Genomic DNA, 19829 nt, shown 5'->3' on the forward strand with positions numbered 1-19829 from the left:
GGCCGCCAGGCCCACAGTGGCGTCTGGCTGCCATGGAACCTCATCGGCACGGGCCCGCTCACCCTTCGACTGCTGTGGGGGGACTTCCTGAGGCTCTCGGGTTTCCCATGAGCGGGCCGCGAGACCGAGTAACTGCCCCGGGATGCGCAGGCCGTCGGAGATCCGGCGAATGACGTCGACACTCGTCACGTGCTGCTGGCCGTTGATGATCGTGGAGACCTTGCCCGGTGTGAGTTGGCAGGCGGAGGCGATGCGGTTCTGGGACAGGCCGCCGTAATTCTTGATCAGGCGGAAGGCGGAAGGCGGAAGGCGGCGGCGAAGTCGTGCTCCGACAGGGCTCGGCGGACATCCTCGCGGTCGAGAACGTCCGGAGCGAGCGGTGGTGGCCCTCACCGTACGAACCCGAGACCACGGCCTTCGGCGGCCCAGAAGGAATGGAGATCGCCCATGCTCTCTTTCACGCTGACAGCGTCGGGGTTCTCGACCACCTGCACTCGGGGGCAGAGGGCAACGGTCAGCTCGATGCCAAGGCAACCTCTCTGATCATCACCAGCATCCTCCTACGCGCCGCCGGCCAGGAGTGGAGCGAGCAAGGCGACGTGTGGGCAAGGGTTGAAGCCAAGCGACTCCTCCCCGAGGACATCGCGGCCGAGCGCGTGAGCGCCATGACCGGCGCGATGTACAGGCTTCTGGCGATCGACACTGCGCCGGCCCTCACACCCGGCAGCCCACTGGCCCACCTCGCCCCGTGGGCCGGCGCGATCAGGCAGGGCGGTCAGGCTCTCGGCCGCGCCGGCCGCGAAGGACGGCTCGGCCTCGGCACGCGCTCCATCCTCGCCCGGTACGTCCTGTTCCACTGGAACCGCATGGAGTTCACCCTGCGCCAGCAGGCCATCTGGGCAAGGGCGGCACGGGAGACCATTTTGGGCAGCTAGGCGGTTTCGTTCGACTCCCGGGGCGGACCAGGCTGCCGCACCAAGGGTGACTGACCAGGGAAGGTTGCCTGCTTCCCCCACGGTGCTACCTTCGCCCTCGCGCTTTGCGACCAGGCCCCCTGCCGGCGGGAAACCGCGGGCAGGGGGCCTTCGCTGTGCTCACCGCCGAGCCGGAGCCGGGAGCGGGCCCCCTCCGGGAGCGGGCACCCGGCCGGATGCGGTGCTCAGCCGGAGCAGCCGCCGCACTGGCACGGGGAGCCCGACTGGCAGCCGCAGCCGCAGCCGGAGCCGCAGCCGCAGGCGCCGAGGACCGGCGGGTGCGCCCTTTCGACAGGCGTCTCCCGCTGGGGGTCGGTCATGGGGGAATCGGCCATGGGTCCCTCCTCAAAGGCGTGCGTGGGTCGTGCTGAGCGTGGTCGCCCCAGCTCATTGCATGCCCATCCGGGCGGGCGCATCAACGGCGCATGCGCGCAAGCGCCCGCCGTACGCCCCCAGTGACCCCGCCCGCGCCCCCGACCGGCCGCGCGTCGCTACGCCCCTTCGACCGGGGTCTCCGTCAGCTGGATCTCGTCCGCGTGCTCACCCGTCACCAGGTAGACGACCCGCTTGGCGACCGACACCGCGTGGTCCGCGAAGCGCTCGTAGTAGCGGCCCAGCAGCGTCACGTCCACGGCCGTCTCGATGCCGTGCTTCCAGCGGTCGTCCATCAGGTGCTGGAACAGCGTGCGGTGCAGCAGGTCCATCTCGTCGTCGTCCTGCTCCAGCTGGAGCGCCAGCTCGACGTCCTTGGTGATGATGACCTCGGCCGCCTTCGCCATCAGGCGCTGCGCCAGCTGCCCCATCTCCAGCAGCGTCGAGTGCAGGTCGTGCGGCACCGGCGAGGCGGGGAAGCGGAGCCGGGTCTGCTTGGCGACGTGCTGCGCCAGGTCGCCCGCGCGCTCCAGGTCGGCGCTCATCCGCAGGGACGTGACCACGATCCGCAGGTCCGTCGCGACCGGCTGCTGCCGCGCCAGCAGCGCGATGGCTCTCGCCTCCAGGTCGTGCTGGAGGTCGTCGACCCTCTGGTCGGCGGCGATCACGTTCTCGGCGAGCTTCAGATCGGCGTCGAGCATGGCGGTGGTGGCACGCCCGATGGCGGACCCGACCAGCCGGGCCATCTCGACCAGGCTCTCGCCTATCGAGTCCAGTTCCTCGTGGTACGCGTCCCGCATGGGTGTGTCCCTCTCTTGACGTTTCCTGCCGGGGGCCGGGGCCCCTGCCCCCACGGTCCCACGTTCGGTGCGTCACGCGTCCGGCGCCTCCCGCGGAAGTGAACCATCACTTTCCCCCCGGTGAACTCTGGGCGACGAGTGTTGGAGGAGACACCCGGACGGCTGGGAGAGTGCCGTTCACCCCGCATAACCTGACTGCATGGACGTGAACGCGGCAGTCGCCGCATTGGCAGCGATCGCCGGGGTGTGCACCGGCGTGATCGCCATGCTGGCGTTTCGCTGGAGCGAACGCGACCAGGCGAGGCCCACCCGCTCCTCCCTGCACACGGACGCGGTACTGCCGCCCGGAGTCGACACCGTACTCTCCGTACTCCGCTCCTCGGCGGTCGTCCTCGACGAGAGCGACTCCGTGGTCAAGGCCAGCTCGGCGGCGTACGCGCTGGGGCTGGTCAGGGGCGGCAAGCTCGCGGTCGAGCCGATGCTGCACATGGCGCGGGACACCCGCCGGGACGGTGAGATACGGCAGGTGGAGCTGGACCTGCCCCGGCGCGGTACGGGTCGCGGCGAGGCGCTCGCCGTCTCCGCCCGGGTCGCCCCGCTCGGCTCCCGCCTCGTGCTCCTCCTGGTCGAGGACCTCACGGAAGCCCGCCGTATCGAAGCGGTACGGCGCGACTTCGTCGCCAACGTCAGCCACGAGCTGAAGACCCCCACCGGGGCGCTCTCCCTGCTCTCCGAGGCGGTCATGGACGCCTCCGACGATCCCGAGGCGGTCACCCGCTTCGCCGGCCGCATGCAGATCGAGGCGACCCGGCTCACCAATCTCGTACAGGAACTCATCGACCTCTCCCGGGTGCAGAACGACGACCCGCTGGAGGACGCCGAGCCCGTACGGGTGGACGAGCTGGTCGACGAGGCCATCGACCGCTCCCGGCACCCCGCGTCCACCAAGAACATCACCATGGCCGCGGGCGGCACCGTCGACCTGCGCGTCTGGGGCAATCGCGGCCAGCTCGCCGCCGCCCTCGGTAATCTGGTCGAGAACGCCGTCAACTACTCCCCGGCCCACACCCGCGTCGGCATCGCGGCCCGCCGCGTGCCCGCTCCCGGCGGGGACCTGATCGAGATAGCCGTGACCGACCAGGGCATAGGTATCTCGGAGAAGGACCGCGAGCGGGTCTTCGAACGCTTCTACCGCGTCGACCCCGCCCGCTCGCGCGCCACCGGCGGTACGGGGCTCGGCCTCGCCATCGTCAAGCACGTGGCCGCCTCGCACGGCGGGGAGGTCACCGTATGGAGCTCCGAGGGCCAGGGCTCCACCTTCACCCTGAGGCTCCCCGAGGCACGCGCCGCACGGGACCGTACGCCGCTCCTGGGTCCGGACGAAGACGACCGGCCCTACGACACCGATCCCAGCATCGAACTCGTTCCACCCACCGCTGTTCCTGCCCCGGAGGTCCTTCCGTGACCCGAGTGCTCGTCGTCGAGGATGAGGAATCCTTCAGCGACGCCCTTTCCTACATGCTCCGCAAGGAAGGCTTCGAGGTCGCGATCGCGACCACCGGGCCCGCGGGGCTCGACGAGTTCGAACGCAACGGCGCCGACCTCGTGCTCCTCGACCTGATGCTGCCCGGCCTGCCGGGCACCGAGGTCTGCCGCCAGCTGCGCGGCAAGTCCAACGTCCCGGTGATCATGGTGACCGCCAAGGACAGCGAGATCGACAAGGTCGTCGGCCTGGAGATAGGGGCTGACGACTACGTCACCAAGCCCTTCTCCTCGCGCGAACTGGTCGCCCGCATCCGCGCGGTCCTGCGCCGCCGGGGTGAGCCGGAGGAGGTCACTCCGGCCGCGCTGGAGGCCGGACCGGTCCGGATGGACGTGGACCGCCACGTCGTCACGGTCTCCGGTGGCAAGGTCGACCTGCCGCTGAAGGAGTTCGACCTCCTGGAGATGCTGCTGCGCAACGCGGGCCGCGTACTGACCCGCATGCAGCTGATCGACCGGGTCTGGGGCGCGGACTACGTCGGCGACACCAAGACCCTCGACGTCCACGTGAAGCGCCTGCGCGCCAAGATCGAGCCGGACCCGGGCGCCCCGCGCTACCTGGTGACGGTGCGCGGTCTGGGCTACAAGTTCGAGCCGTAAACCGGCCTCGGCCCGGCCCTGCCCTGGCAGAACGAAAGCTCGGCCTGGCAGAACGAAGGCTCGGCCTGGCAGAACGAAGCGGTGGCGCCCCGCCCGGAGGAATCCGGGTGGGGCGCCACCGCTTCGTCGCTTTGTCCGTACCGGGTTCGTCCGTACTCAGTGCGAGGAGGACGAGCTCTCCGAGGGCGTCCCGCCCTCGGCCGGCGTCTCCGTCGAGCCGGGCTCGCCGGGCTCCGAGGGGGAACCGGAGGGGGTGCCGGCCGGGGCCGCCGGCATCGGCAGCATGCTCGGGCCGACGACCTTGAAGTAGCTGGCGGCCGGAGAGACGAAGGCCTGCAGGCTGACGTCGCCCGTCTCGCTGAACGTGAAGACGACTTCCTGGACGTCGCCGTTCCTCGCGGCCTCGTGGCCGTTCTCGATCACGGCGGAGGCGTTGCCCTCGCCGCCGAGCTGCACCGAGCCGAGCGCCGGTACGGTGATCGGCCCGGAGCCCTTGGCGGCCGAGAGCTTCACCGTGGCGTTGCGCCCCGGCAGCTTGATCGTGTCGAGGGTCTGCGCGCTCCGGCCGTTGTTGAAGATCGTGCCGGTGACGACCGCCGGACCCTCCGCGTCGGCCTCGGGCTGGGTGACCACGGTCGCGTTCTGGACGCTGATCGTGTCGACGGTGACGGCGGCGCTGTCCGGCTCGACGCCGAGCGTCTGCGCGTTGTTGCCGGCGCCGCAGGCGGTGAGCGTGGCAAGCGAGATCACGAGGGCAGAAGCGGCGAGAGCGCCGCGTCGAAGGCTGCGGCTCACGGCGGCGGCATCTCCTAGGACGTACGGACGGAGGGGCTGAGGACGAGCTGGCGACGGCCTGAGGATTTCGGTCCAAAGGTGTGTCAGCGGGCTTAGATTACCGAGCCGTTGTCGCCGCCCCGCACCCGACCCGCCCCCGAACCGTCCCCGACCGTTTCCGGAGACCGTTCCCGGAAGGCGATCGGGCCGGCATCCGGGGGCGGCCGGGTGGCGATCTGCTGCTGGTCTGCTGCTGGTCGGGTGATGGCGGGGTGATGGCCGGGCTTTCGTATCGCGTATCGCCCTGCCGATGATCGTCCGCCAGGACGGGTCCCGGGTCCGTTCCCGCCGGTTCGCGGGCCGTTCACATAACGCCGGTGATCAATTCCGCGGGCCGCTGCGGATTCCTTCTGAATACCGCGCGCCGAGTCGTGGTGATCAAATTAAGAATCCCTCGCACTTCCGCCACACTTCCACCCGCACGGATGACCGACATCCGAACGGAGTACGGGAAGTTTGACGCCTTGAATCCGGCAAATTGGGACTTTCAGTCTCTTTGGAGGGTGTTGTGCGCCGGGGGACGCGCGCGTTTCCGTACGCCCGCGCAACGGCTCCGACCTGCGAATACCCCCTTCCGGAAGCCGTTCGCAGCACGTTCGTGATGCTGTTGTCAAGCCCCGAGATGCGCCCTGACCTGCGAAAACGCCATTCAGAAGAAGCCATTCTCGTGTTACCCTGGATAGCCACGGAAGGGGTACCTGTCACATGACGTTCAAGGTTGGCGACACCGTGGTCTATCCCCATCACGGGGCCGCGCTGATCGAGGCCATCGAAACGCGCCAGATCAAAGGCGTGGACAAGACCTACTTGGTGCTCAAGGTCGCCCAGGGCGACTTGACGGTGCGTGTACCGGCGGACAATGCGGAGTTCGTCGGCGTGCGTGATGTGGTCGGCCAGGATGGGCTGGACCGGGTCTTCGAGGTGCTCAGGGCACCGTACGCGGAAGAGCCGACGAACTGGTCCCGTCGCTACAAGGCAAATCTCGAGAAGCTCGCCTCCGGCGATGTCATCAAGGTCGCTGAAGTAGTGCGCGACCTGTGGCGTCGGGAGCGTGAGCGCGGACTCTCCGCAGGTGAGAAGCGCATGCTCGCCAAGGCGCGGCAGATTCTTGTCAGTGAGCTCGCTCTCGCGGAGAACACCAATGAGGACAAGGCCGAGGCTCTGCTCGACGAGGTTCTCGCGTCCTGAATGATGCTGCCGATCCAGGCCAACGCCTTTTCGGCCGCTTCAGCAGTACATGCCGTACCAGTACACGCCATACACGGTGCATGACGTAGAACAGTGCGTGCCGTACAACGCAGCCAATGCCGTGGTGCCCGCTGACCAGCTATGCAGGAAAAGCTGAGTCGCCGGGCGCTGCGGCATGTCCGGCCCCGGTCTCCAACGCCGTGGCATGACCACCCACTGCGTAGCTTCGCCGTGCCGCTTCTACCTCGTCCCCCGCGTCTACCCGTCCCCGCGTGCCGAAACCGGGGTGGCCGGGCTCCGGCGGCCGGCGCAACGGGCCTCGACCGTATGTCACGGAAGGGTCCGGTCAAGGCGTTGCGCCCGGCACGCTGTGGCCATACCCACGTCGGCCGCGGACACAAACCTGCCGGAGAGCAACCGATGTCAGACGAAGACCGCCCCCACCGCACGGCCGCGGTGATCCCCGCGGCGGGCCGGGGTGTACGGCTCGGACCAGGCGCGCCCAAGGCGCTCCGGGCGCTGGGCGGCACCCCGATGCTGATCCACGCCGTCCGTGCGATGGCCGCCTCCCGTGCCGTCTCGCTCGTCGTGGTGGTCGCCCCGCCCGACGGCGCGCCCGGGGTGAAGAACCTCCTCGACGAACACGCGCTGCCCGAGCGCACCGACTACCTCGTCGTGCCCGGCGGCGACACCCGCCAGGAATCCGTACGGCTCGGCATCGCGGCGCTCCCCGAGGCCATCACCACCGTCCTCGTCCACGACGCGGCCCGCCCGCTGGTGCCCGTCGACACCGTCGACGCCGTCATCGAGGCCGTACGCGACGGAGCGCCGGCCGTCGTACCCGCACTGCCGCTCGCGGACACCGTGAAGCAGGTGGACCCCCGGCCGAAGGGGGAACCCGAACCGGTCGTCGCCACCCCGGAGCGCTCCCTGCTGCGCGCCGTGCAGACGCCGCAGGGCTTCGACCGCGCCACGCTGCAGCGCGCCCACGAGACGGTGCCGCCGGTCGGCGAGGGCGCGACGGACTGCGCCGGTATGGTCGAGCGGCTCGGCGCCCCCGTCGTGGTCGTACCCGGCCACGAGGAGGCGTTCAAGGTGACCCGGCCGCTGGATCTCGTGCTGGCCGAGGCGGTTCTCGCCCGGAGGAGGGCCAACGATGGCTTCTGACGCGACTCAGGCTTCCGTGCCGCAGTCGGTGCCGCAGGCCGTGGCGCGGCCGGTGCCGCTGCCGCAGGTCGGCATCGGTACCGACATCCACGCCTTCGAGGAGGGCCGCGCGCTGTGGTGCGCCGGGCTGCTCTGGGAGAACGAGGGGCCCGGCCTGGCCGGACACTCCGACGCGGACGTCGTCGCCCACGCGGCCTGCAACGCGCTGTTCTCCGCCGCCGGGCTCGGCGACCTCGGCGCCCACTTCGGCACCGGCCGCCCCGAGTGGTCCGGCGCCTCCGGGCTCACCCTCCTCACCGAGGCCGCCCGGATCGTGCGCGACGCCGGTTTCCTGATCGGCAATGTCGCCGTCCAGGTCGTCGGCTTGCGGCCGAAGATCGGCAAGCGCAGGGAAGAGGCGCAGAAGGTCCTCTCCGAGGCGGTCGGCGCACCCGTCTCGGTCTCCGCCGCCACCTCCGACGGGCTCGGGTTCACCGGCCGCGGGGAGGGGCTCGCGGCGATCGCCACCGCGCTGGTGGTCCGTACGGGCTGACGGCGGGGCCGGTCGGGGGGCGCGGGCCGAAAGGCGCCGCGCCTGCGGCGAGTTGGGGTGGTGGCCATGGGTATGCGTATCGCCGTACTCCGCACGCCCCAGGCATCAGGAAGGCATTCATGTCCACCGCAGCGGCACTCTCCGACCGGCTCAGGGACCTCCTCGACGGACCGGTCTTCGTCAGCATCGCCACCATCCAGCCCGACGGGAGCCCGCAGGTGTCGCCTGTCTGGGTGAAGCGCGACGGCGACGACCTGCTCATCTCCACCACGGTCGGCCGGCGCAAGGAGCTGAATCTGCGCCGGGACCCCCGGGTGACAGTCCTGGTGCAGCCCTTCGACGCCCCGTACACGTACGCCGAGATCCGGGGCACGGCCGCCCTGACCACGGAGGGCGGCCAGGAGCTGATCGACGAGCTGTCCGTGAAGTACACCGGCAAGCCGTACGCCGAGTTCAATCCCGCCTCCCCGCAGGACGGCGAGCGCGTGGTCGTACGCGTCACCCCGCGCAAGGTCGTCGGCAGGATCTGACCGGGGTGGCCCCCGTCCGGAGGCCGGGGCGGCCGGGCAGCCGCCGGGCAGCCGCCGGACGGCGGCCGGGCGCGTCGGGGCGCGTCGGGCGTTCCGGGGCGGCCGGCGGGCCCGAAAGGTGACCGATGACATGGCCATCGGGTCAGCAACGTCACGCTTGTGTGTCCCCGTGGCCCAAAGGGTCGCGGGGCACTACCCGCGGAGCACTACCCTTGTTGCGTGACCATTCGGCTGTACGACACCGGCGCCCGGCAGATCCGCGACTTCGTCCCGCTCACGCCGGGCTGTGTCTCGATCTACCTGTGCGGCGCCACCGTGCAGGCCGCCCCGCACATCGGCCACATCAGGTCGGGACTGAATTTCGACATCATGCGCCGCTGGTTCGACTACCGCGGCTACGACGTGACCTTCGTGCGCAACGTCACCGACATCGACGACAAGATCATCGCGAAGTCGGCCGAGCAGGGCCGCCCGTGGTGGGCCATCGGCTACGAGAACGAGCGGGCCTTCAACACCGGCTACGACGTCCTCGGCTGCCTGCCGCCCACCTACGAGCCCCGCGCCACCGGCCATATCACCGAGATGATCGAGATGATGCGCGGCCTCATCGAGCGCGGCCACGCCTACGAGGCCGAGGGCAACGTCTACTTCGACGTCCGCTCCTTCCCCGGCTACCTGCAGCTGTCCAACCAGGATCTCGACGACCTGCGCCAGCCGTCCGGCGACGCCGAGGCCGGCAAGCGCGACTCGCGCGACTTCGCCCTCTGGAAGGCCGTCAAGCCCGGCGAGCCCAGCTGGGAGACCCCCTGGGGCCGGGGCCGGCCCGGCTGGCACCTGGAGTGCTCGGCGATGGCCCACAAGTACCTGGGCACCGTCTTCGACATCCACGGCGGCGGACTCGACCTGATCTTCCCGCACCACGAGAACGAGATCGCGCAGGCGAAGGCGTACGGCGACGAGTTCGCCAAGTACTGGGTGCACAACGCCTGGGTCACCATGAGCGGCGAGAAGATGTCCAAGTCGCTCGGCAATTCGGTGCTCGTCTCCGAGATGGTCAAGCAGTGGCGCCCGATCGTCCTGCGCTACTACCTCGGCACCCCGCACTACCGCTCGATGATCGAGTACAGCGAGGAGGCCCTGCGCGAGGCGGAGTCCGCCTTCGCGCGGATCGAGGGCTTCATCCAGCGCGTCACCGAGAAGGCCGGCAAGACCGTCGCCCCGGCCGACGAGGTGCCGCCCGCCTTCGCCGAGGCCATGGACGACGACCTGGGCGTCCCGGGGGCCCTCGCGATCCTCCACACCACCGTCCGCCAGGGCAATTCGGCGCTGGCCGCCGACGACAAGGAAGCCGCCGTCGCCCGGCTCGCCGAGGTACGGGCCATGCTCGGTGTCCTCGGCCTGGACCCGCTCGACCCGCGCTGGGCCGGTGAGGCCGACCGGGGCGAAGACCTTCACGGCGTTGTCGACAGCCTCGTACGACTGGTACTGGAGCAGCGCGAGGCGGCCCGGGGCCGCAAGGACTGGGGCACCGCCGACGCCATCCGGGACCAGCTCCAGCAGACCGGACTCGTCATCGAGGACGGCCCGTCGGGCCCGCGCTGGACGCTGGGACCGCGCTGACCCTCGTCCGTAGGCTGTGCCGCCCGGGAACGCCGGGCGGCACAGTTACGTACGCTGATACACAAGCCGTTACACATATGAACGCCGCGTACGCCGCGTACGCACGTCGAAAGCAAACGAAACAGGTAGGTCATGGCCGGGAACAGCCAGCGCAGGAACCGCCGCACGTCCAACAAGAAGGGCGCGCAGGTCGGCAGCGGTGGCCAGCGACGCCGCGGCCTTGAGGGCAAGGGCCCCACGCCGCCCGCGTCCGCCCGTAAGGGCCATGTCCAGAACCGCGCCGCCAACGCCAAGGCCAAGCAGACGGCCCGCCGCCAGGTCGCCCGCCGTGGCGGCAAGGGCACCAGCGAGATGGTCGTCGGCCGCAACCCCGTCTTCGAGGCGCTGCGCGACGGCGTGCCGGCGTCGATGCTCTACGTGCAGCAGTTCATCGACAACGACGAGCGCGTCCGCGAGGCGCTGCAGCTCGCGGCCGACCGCGGCGGCATCCACCTGATGGAAGCCCCCAAGCCCGAGCTCGACCGGATGACGAACGGCCTCAACCACCAGGGCCTCGTCCTCCAGGTCCCGCCGTACGAGTACGCGCACCCGGACGACCTCGCGGCCGCCGCCTTCGACAACGGCGACGACCCGCTGATCGTCGCCCTCGACGGCATCACCGACCCGCGCAACCTCGGCGCCGTCGTCCGCTCCGTCTCCGCCTTCGGCGGACACGGCGTCGTCGTGCCCGAGCGCCGCGCGGCCGGTATGACCGCCGGTGCCTGGAAGTCCTCGGCCGGTACGGCCGCCCGCACGCCGGTCGCCCGCTGCACCAACCTCACCCGCACCCTGGAGGCCTACCAGAAGGCCGGTCTCACCGTCGTCGGCCTCGCGGCGGACGGCGAGACGGAGGTCGGTGACCTCCCGGCCCTCGGCGGCCCCGTCGTGATCGTCGTCGGCAGCGAGGGCAAGGGCCTCTCCCGGCTCGTCGGCGAGACCTGCGACTACCTCGTCCGGATCCCGATGCCGGGCGGCGCCGAGTCCCTGAACGCCGGAGTCGCCGCCGGAGTGGTGCTGTACGAGGCGTCCCGCCGCCGCGTCTGAGATCGTCCGAGACCCCGGGCGGGGGCCACTCGAACGGCCCCGTCCGGTGATCTTGACGGGTCTCGGACATTCCGCCCGCGTCAAGGCAGTGTCCTAAACACAAGTCACTCGGTTAGATGAGTGTGGACACCAGAACGCCCCGGTCCGGGTTCGACGATCAGCCCCCGCTGAGCATGCTCAAGGTGGACTGCGATCCCGCGCAGGTCATCGTGAACCACGCCAGCTTCCGGGTGAAGCTGGCATCGCCTCAGCGCCTCAGCCCCGCACGCGCCGCGGCGGACACCGCACGCATCCCCGGGATCGGCGGCTCCGCCGGCGGGACGGCCCGCCGCAGGGCCCCCGTCGTCTGGAGCGGCAAGTCCGAGCCGGGCGACCCCGGAGCCACCGGACTCCTCCAGGCCGTACGGAACTCCTCCGTGGGCCGCGCGGGCAGCGCCGTCAACGACGTACCCGTAAGGGGGTACGAAACCGGCTCCACCCAGGTCATCCCACGGATCGACCTCGACGACACCACCATGCCGACCCCCGTGGTCCGGGGCGCGGGTCCCGGCACCGGGACCACCCCGCTGCTGCCGCCGATGCGGCAGGCCGTCGGCGCCTACGACGCGCCCGAGCGTGTGCCGTACGCCCGGCGCGGCAACGCCGGTCGGGCCCCGGACGGTGGCCTCGCTTACGACGACGATCTCCGCACCGGCCCCCACGCCGTCCTCGACGACGAATTCGACACCGGCCTCGACGACGAGTTCGACGACGACCGGTCGCCCGCCGGGCGGTACGGCGCCACGGGCACCCGGGCCGACGGGACGGCGGGCGTCCGGCACGCCTACTACCCCGGCCGCCGCATGAACCTCGGCGTCGTGCTGCTCCCGCTGCGCGTCTTCCTCGGCTTCATCTCCATCTACGCCGGCATGGGCAAGCTCTGCGACCCCGTCTACTTCGACGGCGGCGAGCGCGGGTCCATGGTCAAGTGGCTCGGCTCACTGCACCCCTGGGCCCTCGCCGAACCCCTCAGGGACTTCGCGCTCTCCCACCCCGTCGGGGCCGGCCTCAGCGTCGCCTTCCTTCAGGTCGTGGCCGGCGTACTCACCGTCCTCGGTCTCTGGCAGCGCCTCGCCGCCTGCTTCGGCACCCTGCTGTCGGCCGCGCTGCTCCTCACCGTCAGCTGGCGGACCGTTCCGGCGTACGACGCGCCCGACATCATCTACCTCGCCGCCTGGTCGCCGCTGATCATCGCGGGCGCCCCCGTCTACTCCGTGGACGCGCGCCTCGCCGGCGAGGCCTGGCGCAAGCTCGGCCCGCGCTCCGAACTCTGGGACCTGCGCCGCCGCGTCCTGCGCCGGGGCGCGATCGCCGCGACCGTCGTCATCGGCCTGACGCTGCTGATCGGCTCGGTCCTCGGCGGAGCCGTACGCTCCTCCGACATGGTCACGGTGCCCGGCCCGGGCGTCGACCCGGTCAACCAACTGCCCGGCGTCCCGCTGCCCCACCAGCCCGGTGACGGCCGCAGCAGCGCCTCCGGCACACCGGCCGGCGGCGGCACCACGGCCAAACGCTCCAAGAAGCCCTCGGCGACCCGGTCGGGCAGCCCGTCGGCCCAGCAGTCGACTCCCGGCAGTGGCGCGGTCCGTGAGACCGGCGGCGTCGGCAGCGCGCAGGGAGCCCAGCAGCCCAGCCAGACCCAGGGAACGGCCCAGCAGCCCCCGCGGACGGCGCAGCAGGCCCCGCCGCCGTCCATGAGCCAGGGACCGTCCTCCACGGGCGGTACGGGCGACGGAAGCGGCGGTGGCACCGGAGGAGGGGCCACCGGCAGCGGCGACGGCGGAGGATCCGGCACGGGCGGCTCGTCGGGCGGCAGCGGCAACCACAACCCCATCGGTGGCCTGCTCGGCTGACGCGTCACCGTGGGCAGGAGGGGCGGCCACCCGGGTCAGGGCGGCCGCCCCTCCCGTGTGTCCGCGCGGGCGGGGAACGGCTCCGTGGTGCTCAGCCTCGTACGGCGACTCCGTACGGCTCCGTCACGGCTCTGTCCGGCTCTGTCCGGCTCCGGTACGGCTTCCTTCGGTACGGCTCCGCAGGGCCTCGCCTTAGGGCCCGCTGTAGGGCTCTTCAACGCCTCCGCACGCCTCAGGACCTCACGGTGGCCAGCTCCTTGGCCGCCTCCGTGAGGTCCTTCGCGGTGTCGATGGCCCGCCAGTACGCGCCCTGCGGCAGCGGGAAGCCCGCCAGCCTGCGCTCGCGCGCCAGCCCGGGGAACGTCGTCCGCTCGTGGTCGCCGCGCTCCGGCAGCAGATCGACGAACGCCGCCGAGAACACGTACACACCCGCGTTGATCAGAAAGGGCGACGGGGGCGACTCGATGAAGTCCAGGACATGGCCGAACTCATCGGTCTCCACAGCCCCCCACGGGATCCGTGGACGGGCGAGGGCGAGCGTCGCGATCGCGTCACGCTCGGCATGGAACGCCGCCATCTCGCGGAGTGAAAAACGTGTCCAGATGTCGCCATTGGTGGCGAACCAGGGGAGTCCTGGCTCCGGCAGTCGGGCGGCGGCGTGCTTGAGACCCCCGCCACGGCCCAGGGGTTCGGGCTCCACCACGGTGGTGACACGCAGCGGAAGATCGGCCGAGTCCAGCCACTCCTGGAGGACTTCGGCGAGATGGCCGCACGAGACGACGGCGTCCGTCACGCCCTCGGCGGCCAGCCAGGCAAGCTGATGGCCGATGATCGGGGTCCCCGTGCCGGGAATCTCGACCATCGGCTTGGGACGGTCATCGGTGTACGGGCGCAGCCGCGACCCCTGGCCACCCGCGAGGATCACGGCCTGCGTCGGAAACGTATGCATGCCGTGAACGATAGGCGGGGCGGACAGGGCGCCGGCGGTCAGCTCCCCGCGCTCTGCTGGGACACCCCGAAGGCGAACGACGTGTCACAGACGGGGCGCGAGAACGACTGCGCGCGGGTGGGGCCGTAGGCGGCCACGGCGGCGCGGCCCAGGGCGCGGGCGATCGAGACGCAGTGCTTGGCGAGCGACGGGTGCTCCTCGACCTCACGCTGCAGGTGGGTCAGCGCGATCCCCGGGTCCTTCTCCTGGAGCTCCACGAGGAGCTTGTCGCGGAGAATGTCCTGCGGGGTACGGGACTTGGCCCGCACGGAGGCGGTGTCCGAGGAAGCGGTCAGGATCTGCGACTCGGCGGTGCTGGACGCCCACGGAACGCGGGCGACCGCGAGGGTCCCGGAGAGAACCAGGACGACGGGCAGTACGAAAGCGAGAGTTCGGCCGATACGGCGGGCAGTGTGGGTCACGCAGGCGAGCGTAGCGGCCAGTGATGATTTGGCGACATTTAGTCACTCTCGCGGGGGATGGTTCGATGCGTCTTTTCGAATCGGGTGTTGACGAACCCCGCCCGAAATAGCCTCCCTGTCACGTTATTTGCAAACATACGCGAACGGCCCCGCACCGGAGTGCGGGGCCGCGCGGACGAATTCGGGCCGCGATGCGGTGCGGGCGCGTCAGTCGTCGGGTGTCCGTTGTGCGGGTGGCGCGAGTGGCGCCGGTATCGCGAGTGGTGCGGGTGGTGCGGTATCAGTCGGTGAGGCGCTCACCGGTCGAGGTCGAGAAGACGTGCAGCTCGCCCGCGCGCGGCACGACGTGCAGCTTGGTGCCCTTGTCCGGCACGGCGCGGCCGTTGACGCGGACCACGAGGTCCTTCTTCTCGCTGCCGAGGTCGGCGGTGCCGTAGACGTAACCGTCGGCGCCGAGCTCCTCGACGACGTTCACGGTGACGGCCAGGCCGGCCGGGGCGTCCTTCGACAGCGCGCCGGCCTCGGCCTGGTCCGCGAGGTCGAAGTGCTCGGGGCGGACGCCGACCGTGACGGTCTTGTCACCCTTGGCCGTGGCGGCGGCGAGCGCCTCACGGGAGACGGGGACGACGCTGTTGCCGAACTTCACGCCACCGTCGGCGATCGGCACCTCGACCAGGTTCATGGCCGGGGAGCCGATGAAGCCGGCGACGAAGAGGTTGGCCGGGCGGTCGTACATGTTGCGCGGCGAGTCGACCTGCTGGAGCAGACCGTCCTTGAGGACCGCGACACGGTCACCCATGGTCATGGCCTCGACCTGGTCGTGGGTCACGTACACCGTGGTGATGCCGAGGCGGCGCTGCAGCGACGCGATCTGCGTACGGGTGGAGACACGGAGCTTGGCGTCGAGGTTCGACAGCGGCTCGTCCATGAGGAACACCTGCGGCTCACGCACGATGGCGCGGCCCATCGCGACGCGCTGACGCTGACCACCGGAGAGCGCCTTCGGCTTGCGGTCCAGGTACTCGCTGAGGTCGAGGATCTTCGCGGCCTCTTCGACCTTCTTGCGGATCTCCGCCTTGTTCACGCCGGCGATCTTGAGCGCGAAGCCCATGTTGTCGGCGACGGACATGTGCGGGTACAGCGCGTAGTTCTGGAACACCATGGCGATGTCCCGGTCCTTCGGCGGCAGGTGCGTGACGTCGCGGTCACCGATGCGGATGGCGCCGCCGTTGACGTCCTCAAGACCCGCGAGCATGCGCAGGGAGGTCGACTTGCCGCAGCCGGAGGGACCGACGAGGACGAGGAACTCGCCGTCCGCGATCTCGATCTCGAGCTGGTCGACGGCGGGCTTGGTGGAACCCGGGTAGACGCGGGTTGCCTTGTCGAACGAGACAGTTGCCATGGTGCTGTGTCCCCTCACCGGCAGGAACGTGCCGGACGATCCGAGTAAAGGAATGGGTCTTCCGCCGGAAGGCGGAGGACGGGTCTAGTCCACCTGGGTGAACTGGAGGTGACGCTACCTGGCGTTTTCCGATCTGTCAGCAGCCGGGCGATGACGAATTCATCACCGGGTGGTGTCGCAGGGCGGTTACACTGCTCGCGCACGCCTCCTTAGCTCAGCTGGCCAGAGCAACGCACTTGTAATGCGTAGGTCGTCGGTTCGAATCCGACAGGAGGCTCTGGTGGAACCCAGGTCAGACGGTGTCTGACCTGGGCTTTTTTGTTCAGCGGATACGGCGCCGATACCGGGCGCGGGCCGCTCGGCTGGCTGTGGTCTCAGTCCTGGTCTCAGTAGTGGCCCCGGGGCCGGGGATGAAGGCGTCTCCCATGCGTTGCATGGCGTCCTTGGAAAGTGCGGAGCGGCCCTTGACGTAGCGCCGTGTCTGGCTGATCTGGGTGTGGCGGAGGATCTCCATGATCGTGGGCATGTCCACCCCCAGTTCGTTCAGGATCGTGCCGGCGGTGTGGCGGCTCCCGTCGTACAGGCGTCGGTCGCTGATGCCCGCTTCCTCCAGCAATTCCTTGAATTCCTCCCAGTCCTGGCGCGGGTCGAGCGGGCGGCCGTCGGGCCGGGAGAACAGGACGTCGTGCTCCTGCCACAGGTCGCTGGCGGCGGTGCGTGCCTCGTTCTGCTGCTCGCGGTGTTCGAGCAGTGCCGGGATGAACGGCGGTGGGATCGGAACCGCGTTGCGGCTCTTCTTGGTTTTGGGTCGGGTGAAGACGAGTCCGCCGCCCTTGCGCTGCGGGCAGGTGCTCGCGTGGCGGGTGCAGCCCTTCGGGCAGGGTCGGGGACAGCCCCGGGTGTACGTGCGGTGCGTCGCGCAGTCCGGCGGGCAGAGCTCGAAGCGGTGAAGGCGCGCACCGCAGGCGTGGGGGTCGTCGCAGCCGTGGCGCCAGGTGAGGCGCTGGAGCTGCCAGTGCGGGTTGAACAACTCCGCTTCCAGGTCGGCGTACTTCCAGCGCAGGCCCAGCGCCTCGCCCTGGCGGAAGCCCATGCCGACCCCGACCAGCCACCGCATGAACGTGGGCCGTTTCGCGGCGGCTAGCAGGAACGCCTTCGCTTCCTCCATGGTGAACGGGTTCGCTTCGGTCTCGTCCACCGTCGGCGGGTCAACGAGCGTGGCGACGTTTTCCACGATCATCCTGCGCCGGTGGGCGATTTTCAGGGCGCGGGACAGGATGCGGTGGACTTTCAGCACGTGGGAGGGGGCGTGTCCCTCGCGGAGCATGTCGGCGTACATGCGCTCCAGGTGCTCCGGGGCGAGCTTGTCGATCCGGTGCTTTCCGACGCCGGGGATGATGTCGTTGCGGGTCTTGGACCAGTAGTCATCGAGCGACCGGGGCTTCAATTTGAGGCTGGCGATCGTGGTCAGGTACGTGGTCATCCACGCTTCGACGGTCGGCTTGCGGCCGGCCACGGGCGCCCTGCCCTCGTCGCGCTGCTTCTCCAACGCCTTGACCTTGCGCTTGATCTCGGTTTCGGTCCTGGCGCGGCGGTGCCGACGGTCGGGGCTCCCGTCGTTCTTGGTGCCCATGGTGACGCGGCCGTGCCACCAACCGTCGCCGCCCAGGTAGATCGATGACTCCATGTTCGGCTTGCGGGTGTTCATCGTGCTCCTTCAACGCCGAAGCGCGACCCGAGGGCCGTCCGGGCCGCGCTTCGACGGGGGGTTCAGTGTGATGTGTTCTGGGCGGGCATTCCGTCGACGTACGCCCTCAGGGTGGTCACCTTGATGCGCCGGGCGCGGCCCTGCTTGACGTACTCCAGGGCGCCTTGGGCCATCAGTTCGTAGACGGTGGATCGGCCGAGCCGCAGGGCTTCTGCGGCCTCTTTCGGGGTGTAGAGAAGGGGTTCGATGGGTCGCGTCGGGGTGGTCACCGTGGCTCCTTGGGCTGGCGAAGAGCGGTGTCTGTCCGAGGTGTGGATTTCTGCGTCACAGCGTCACGTGCGTCATGTAGGGCTGTGACCTGGGGTTTTGGGTGACGCAGGGGTGTGGGGTGCGTCACGGCTGCGTCATGGGCTGCGTCACGGCGTGACGCTGTGACGCAGCGGTGACGCAGAAAATGCGGTCTGCGTCACGCCCGTTGCAGCAGGTCAGGGGGCCGTTTGTGGGTGTGCGTGACGCTGTGACGCAGAGCTTCCCTACTTAGGAAAAAGGAGGGGAAGTCTGTAGTAGTGCCGTGCTCCCTTGGGTGCGATGAGGAGCCGCTGCGCGGCACGACCTTGGGGCGGCGTTCCGCCGGACAAGCAAGAGGAGCACCCGCGCGGGCGTGCTCCTCTTGCTTGTTCCCGTGACCGGCGTTGCGGGTCAGAACGCTGCCGATTGTTCGGGGGGTGATGGTGGGCCCTTGCGGGTCATTTCGAGGTAACGGCCTTCGCGGGTACGGCCGCTGTCGATGAGGACGCCTCGGGCCGCGAGAGTGGGTTGAAGGCGTTTGAGGCGGTCTGAGAGGACTTTTCCGGTGGTTGGCCAGCCTTTAGGCAGGGGCCGTAGTTCGTCGCCGCTGTAGAGGCGACTGAGGCAGTGCAGCCACTCCGTGGACGTCATGCGCTGCTCGCCGCCGGGAGCCATGGTCTCGGCGTGCTGGAGAACGGTCTGCGCCAAGAGGTCGCCTTCGATGACGTCGTCGTTGAGGTCGTCCAGGCTGGCCCGGTACGCGGCCAGCGCTCCGAGGCCGGCGGCCATGTCGAGCTGCGCGCACAGGTGGGCGAAGTCCGCCATCCGTAGATCGGTCGGCGTCTCCGCCTGGGCGGCGCGGACCTTGACCGTGAGGTCCAGAAGCGAGCCGAGGATCACCGGCAGTGCCTCTTCGAAGTCCGTCCACAGCTCGGCCTCGGTACGCCGGACGCGGGGCCGTTCCAGGCGGAGCGGGAGGAGGCGTTCGGCGAGGTCGGGCCGGATGACGCCGACGTCGATGCCGGTCAGGAGCAACGGGCGGCGGTAGCGGGCCCGGTGCACGTCCCCGTCGGTAAACAGCGCGCGCTTGACGCTCTCGGCCCCGGTGACGATGCAGCACATGGCGTCGGACAGGTCCGGGGTCATGTGGGAGAGGTTGTCCAGGGCGGTGATCCATCCTGCGGCCACGGCCGCGATCAGGTTCTCCTCATCCTTCGGCGCCCGCCGCAGGTCCCCGCTCATCCCCTCGATGATCCGCACGAGCATCCGCCCGCCGGTCGACTTGCCCGCGCCCTGGGGGCCGGTGAGGAACGGGGCGGGGACGGGAACGGACGGCCCGAGGCAGCCGACCAGCCAGGCGAGGGCCAGACACTCGGTCTCCGCGCCGGCGAAGTTGCACAGCCTCAGCAGCAGATCGATGCCCTTGCCGTCGGTGTCCTTCACGGGCAGGGGGAGTTCCCCAGTGAGCTGGGTGCGCCGCCAGCACACCTCGCGCGGGTCGGGCACGGTGATGTCCCACTCGGTGGGGTGGATACGGACGGACCGCCCGTCAGCGCGGCCCAAGTCGAGCCACGTCGCCCCGTCGAACCCGGGGGCGACCCTGATATAGACAGCCTGGGTGTTCTCGGTCAGCGCGAGAGCTTCGATCAAGTCCAACGCCTCTTTGAGGGAGCTGCCGTTGAACACGCCGCGCCCGTCCCTGTACATACCGACCATGAGTTCCTGGCGGTGGCTGCCCGTCGTGCCCTGCGAGCGGATCGGACGGGCCACGGGGTGCCCGTTCTTCTGCGCGTACACGGTGCCGTCGGCGGTGCGGAAGTACCGGAAGTGCGTCTGCGCGTACTCGGTGATGACCTCGCGGGCCGGGTTCTTCTCGTCATCAGCCAT

At 70.0% G+C, this 19829-nt stretch carries 19 protein-coding genes, 1 tRNA gene and 1 pseudogene; 11 read left to right on the forward strand and 10 right to left on the reverse strand.

Going from position 1 to position 19829, the window contains the following annotated elements:
* Window positions 1-186: 186 nt before the first annotated feature.
* Window positions 187-393 (reverse strand): annotated as a pseudogene (locus ACIBAE_RS15055) (hypothetical protein); the annotation flags it as partial.
* Between ACIBAE_RS15055 and ACIBAE_RS15060 the strand changes: the two are divergent.
* Window positions 324-935, forward strand: coding sequence for a thiopeptide-type bacteriocin biosynthesis protein (locus ACIBAE_RS15060; protein ID WP_399285152.1), 612 nt, complete (start codon window positions 324-326; stop codon window positions 933-935). The pseudogene ACIBAE_RS15055 and the gene ACIBAE_RS15060 sit on opposite strands and share 70 nt — an antisense overlap.
* 224 nt (window positions 936-1159) lie before the next feature.
* Here ACIBAE_RS15060 and ACIBAE_RS15065 read toward each other — a convergent pair whose 3' ends face one another.
* A complete protein-coding gene (locus ACIBAE_RS15065) occupies window positions 1160-1309 on the reverse strand; it encodes a hypothetical protein (RefSeq protein WP_399285154.1) in 150 nt (49 codons plus the stop codon).
* A gap of 156 nt (window positions 1310-1465) precedes the next feature.
* Window positions 1466-2146: a phosphate signaling complex protein PhoU gene (gene phoU / locus ACIBAE_RS15070; RefSeq protein WP_399285155.1), complete on the reverse strand. Its 681-nt coding sequence runs from the start codon at window positions 2144-2146 to the stop codon at window positions 1466-1468.
* Window positions 2147-2345: 199 nt separating this feature from the next.
* On the opposite strand from phoU, the gene ACIBAE_RS15075 reads away from it, so the two are divergent.
* Both ACIBAE_RS15075 and ACIBAE_RS15080 read left to right on the forward strand, forming a co-directional pair.
* Window positions 2346-3611, forward strand: coding sequence for a sensor histidine kinase (locus ACIBAE_RS15075; protein WP_399285157.1), 1266 nt, complete (start codon window positions 2346-2348; stop codon window positions 3609-3611).
* Window positions 3608-4288 carry a response regulator transcription factor gene (locus ACIBAE_RS15080; protein ID WP_030353388.1) on the forward strand — a complete coding sequence of 227 codons (681 nt, stop codon included), beginning with the start codon at window positions 3608-3610 and terminating at the stop codon, window positions 4286-4288. The genes ACIBAE_RS15075 and ACIBAE_RS15080 overlap by 4 nt, the downstream gene beginning before the upstream one ends.
* 156 nt (window positions 4289-4444) lie before the next feature.
* Here the strand turns inward: ACIBAE_RS15080 and ACIBAE_RS15085 are convergent, their stop codons facing one another.
* Window positions 4445-5083 carry a DUF461 domain-containing protein gene (locus tag ACIBAE_RS15085; RefSeq protein WP_399285160.1) on the reverse strand — a complete coding sequence of 213 codons (639 nt, stop codon included), beginning with the start codon at window positions 5081-5083 and terminating at the stop codon, window positions 4445-4447.
* A gap of 744 nt (window positions 5084-5827) precedes the next feature.
* Here ACIBAE_RS15085 and ACIBAE_RS15090 point away from each other — a divergent pair.
* The 7 genes from ACIBAE_RS15090 to ACIBAE_RS15120 all read left to right on the forward strand — a co-directional run bounded on the left by ACIBAE_RS15090 (window position 5828) and on the right by ACIBAE_RS15120 (window position 13134).
* Window positions 5828-6310 (forward strand): CarD family transcriptional regulator, encoded by a 483-nt coding sequence (locus tag ACIBAE_RS15090; protein ID WP_003953493.1) that lies wholly within the window; start codon window positions 5828-5830, stop codon window positions 6308-6310.
* A gap of 420 nt (window positions 6311-6730) precedes the next feature.
* Window positions 6731-7477: a 2-C-methyl-D-erythritol 4-phosphate cytidylyltransferase gene (ispD, locus tag ACIBAE_RS15095; protein ID WP_399285161.1), complete on the forward strand. Its 747-nt coding sequence runs from the start codon at window positions 6731-6733 to the stop codon at window positions 7475-7477.
* The gene (gene ispF / locus ACIBAE_RS15100) at window positions 7467-8009 is read left to right on the forward strand and encodes a 2-C-methyl-D-erythritol 2,4-cyclodiphosphate synthase (RefSeq protein WP_399285162.1); all 543 of its coding nucleotides are present in this window, start codon (window positions 7467-7469) and stop codon (window positions 8007-8009) included. The genes ispD and ispF overlap by 11 nt, the downstream gene beginning before the upstream one ends.
* Before the next feature lie 119 nt (window positions 8010-8128).
* Complete coding sequence (locus tag ACIBAE_RS15105; RefSeq protein ID WP_399285164.1) at window positions 8129-8539, forward strand: PPOX class F420-dependent oxidoreductase; 411 nt, start codon at window positions 8129-8131, stop codon at window positions 8537-8539.
* A gap of 219 nt (window positions 8540-8758) precedes the next feature.
* Entirely contained in the window at window positions 8759-10159 is a 1401-nt protein-coding gene (gene cysS, locus ACIBAE_RS15110) for a cysteine--tRNA ligase (RefSeq protein ID WP_399285166.1), read from the forward strand.
* A 132-nt stretch (window positions 10160-10291) separates the two neighbouring features.
* The gene (gene rlmB, locus ACIBAE_RS15115; protein ID WP_399285168.1) at window positions 10292-11242 is read left to right on the forward strand and encodes a 23S rRNA (guanosine(2251)-2'-O)-methyltransferase RlmB; all 951 of its coding nucleotides are present in this window, start codon (window positions 10292-10294) and stop codon (window positions 11240-11242) included.
* Between the two features lie 116 nt (window positions 11243-11358).
* Window positions 11359-13134 (forward strand): DoxX family protein, encoded by a 1776-nt coding sequence (locus ACIBAE_RS15120; protein WP_399285171.1) that lies wholly within the window; start codon window positions 11359-11361, stop codon window positions 13132-13134.
* A 232-nt stretch (window positions 13135-13366) separates the two neighbouring features.
* Here the strand turns inward: ACIBAE_RS15120 and ACIBAE_RS15125 are convergent, their stop codons facing one another.
* The 3 genes from ACIBAE_RS15125 to ACIBAE_RS15135 form a co-directional block, all read right to left on the reverse strand.
* Complete coding sequence (locus tag ACIBAE_RS15125; protein ID WP_399285173.1) at window positions 13367-14083, reverse strand: NDP-sugar synthase; 717 nt, start codon at window positions 14081-14083, stop codon at window positions 13367-13369.
* A gap of 38 nt (window positions 14084-14121) precedes the next feature.
* Window positions 14122-14544 (reverse strand): hypothetical protein, encoded by a 423-nt coding sequence (locus ACIBAE_RS15130; protein ID WP_399285174.1) that lies wholly within the window; start codon window positions 14542-14544, stop codon window positions 14122-14124.
* 280 nt (window positions 14545-14824) lie between these two features.
* Entirely contained in the window at window positions 14825-15946 is a 1122-nt protein-coding gene (locus tag ACIBAE_RS15135; RefSeq protein ID WP_399285176.1) for an ABC transporter ATP-binding protein, read from the reverse strand.
* A 203-nt stretch (window positions 15947-16149) separates the two neighbouring features.
* Here ACIBAE_RS15135 and ACIBAE_RS15140 point away from each other — a divergent pair.
* Window positions 16150-16223 (forward strand) — tRNA-Thr (locus tag ACIBAE_RS15140).
* A gap of 45 nt (window positions 16224-16268) precedes the next feature.
* Here the strand turns inward: ACIBAE_RS15140 and ACIBAE_RS15145 are convergent.
* The 3 genes from ACIBAE_RS15145 to ACIBAE_RS15155 form a co-directional block, all read right to left on the reverse strand.
* Window positions 16269-17654, reverse strand: a complete 1386-nt coding sequence (locus ACIBAE_RS15145) for a tyrosine-type recombinase/integrase (protein WP_399285177.1) — start codon at window positions 17652-17654, stop codon at window positions 16269-16271.
* Between the two features lie 62 nt (window positions 17655-17716).
* Window positions 17717-17923, reverse strand: coding sequence for a helix-turn-helix domain-containing protein (locus tag ACIBAE_RS15150; protein ID WP_399285178.1), 207 nt, complete (start codon window positions 17921-17923; stop codon window positions 17717-17719).
* 430 nt (window positions 17924-18353) lie between these two features.
* A complete protein-coding gene (locus ACIBAE_RS15155; RefSeq protein WP_399285180.1) occupies window positions 18354-19829 on the reverse strand; it encodes an ATP-binding protein in 1476 nt (491 codons plus the stop codon).

Source organism: Streptomyces sp. NPDC051569 (genome assembly GCF_044454085.1).
Lineage (GTDB): Bacteria > Actinomycetota > Actinomycetes > Streptomycetales > Streptomycetaceae > Streptomyces.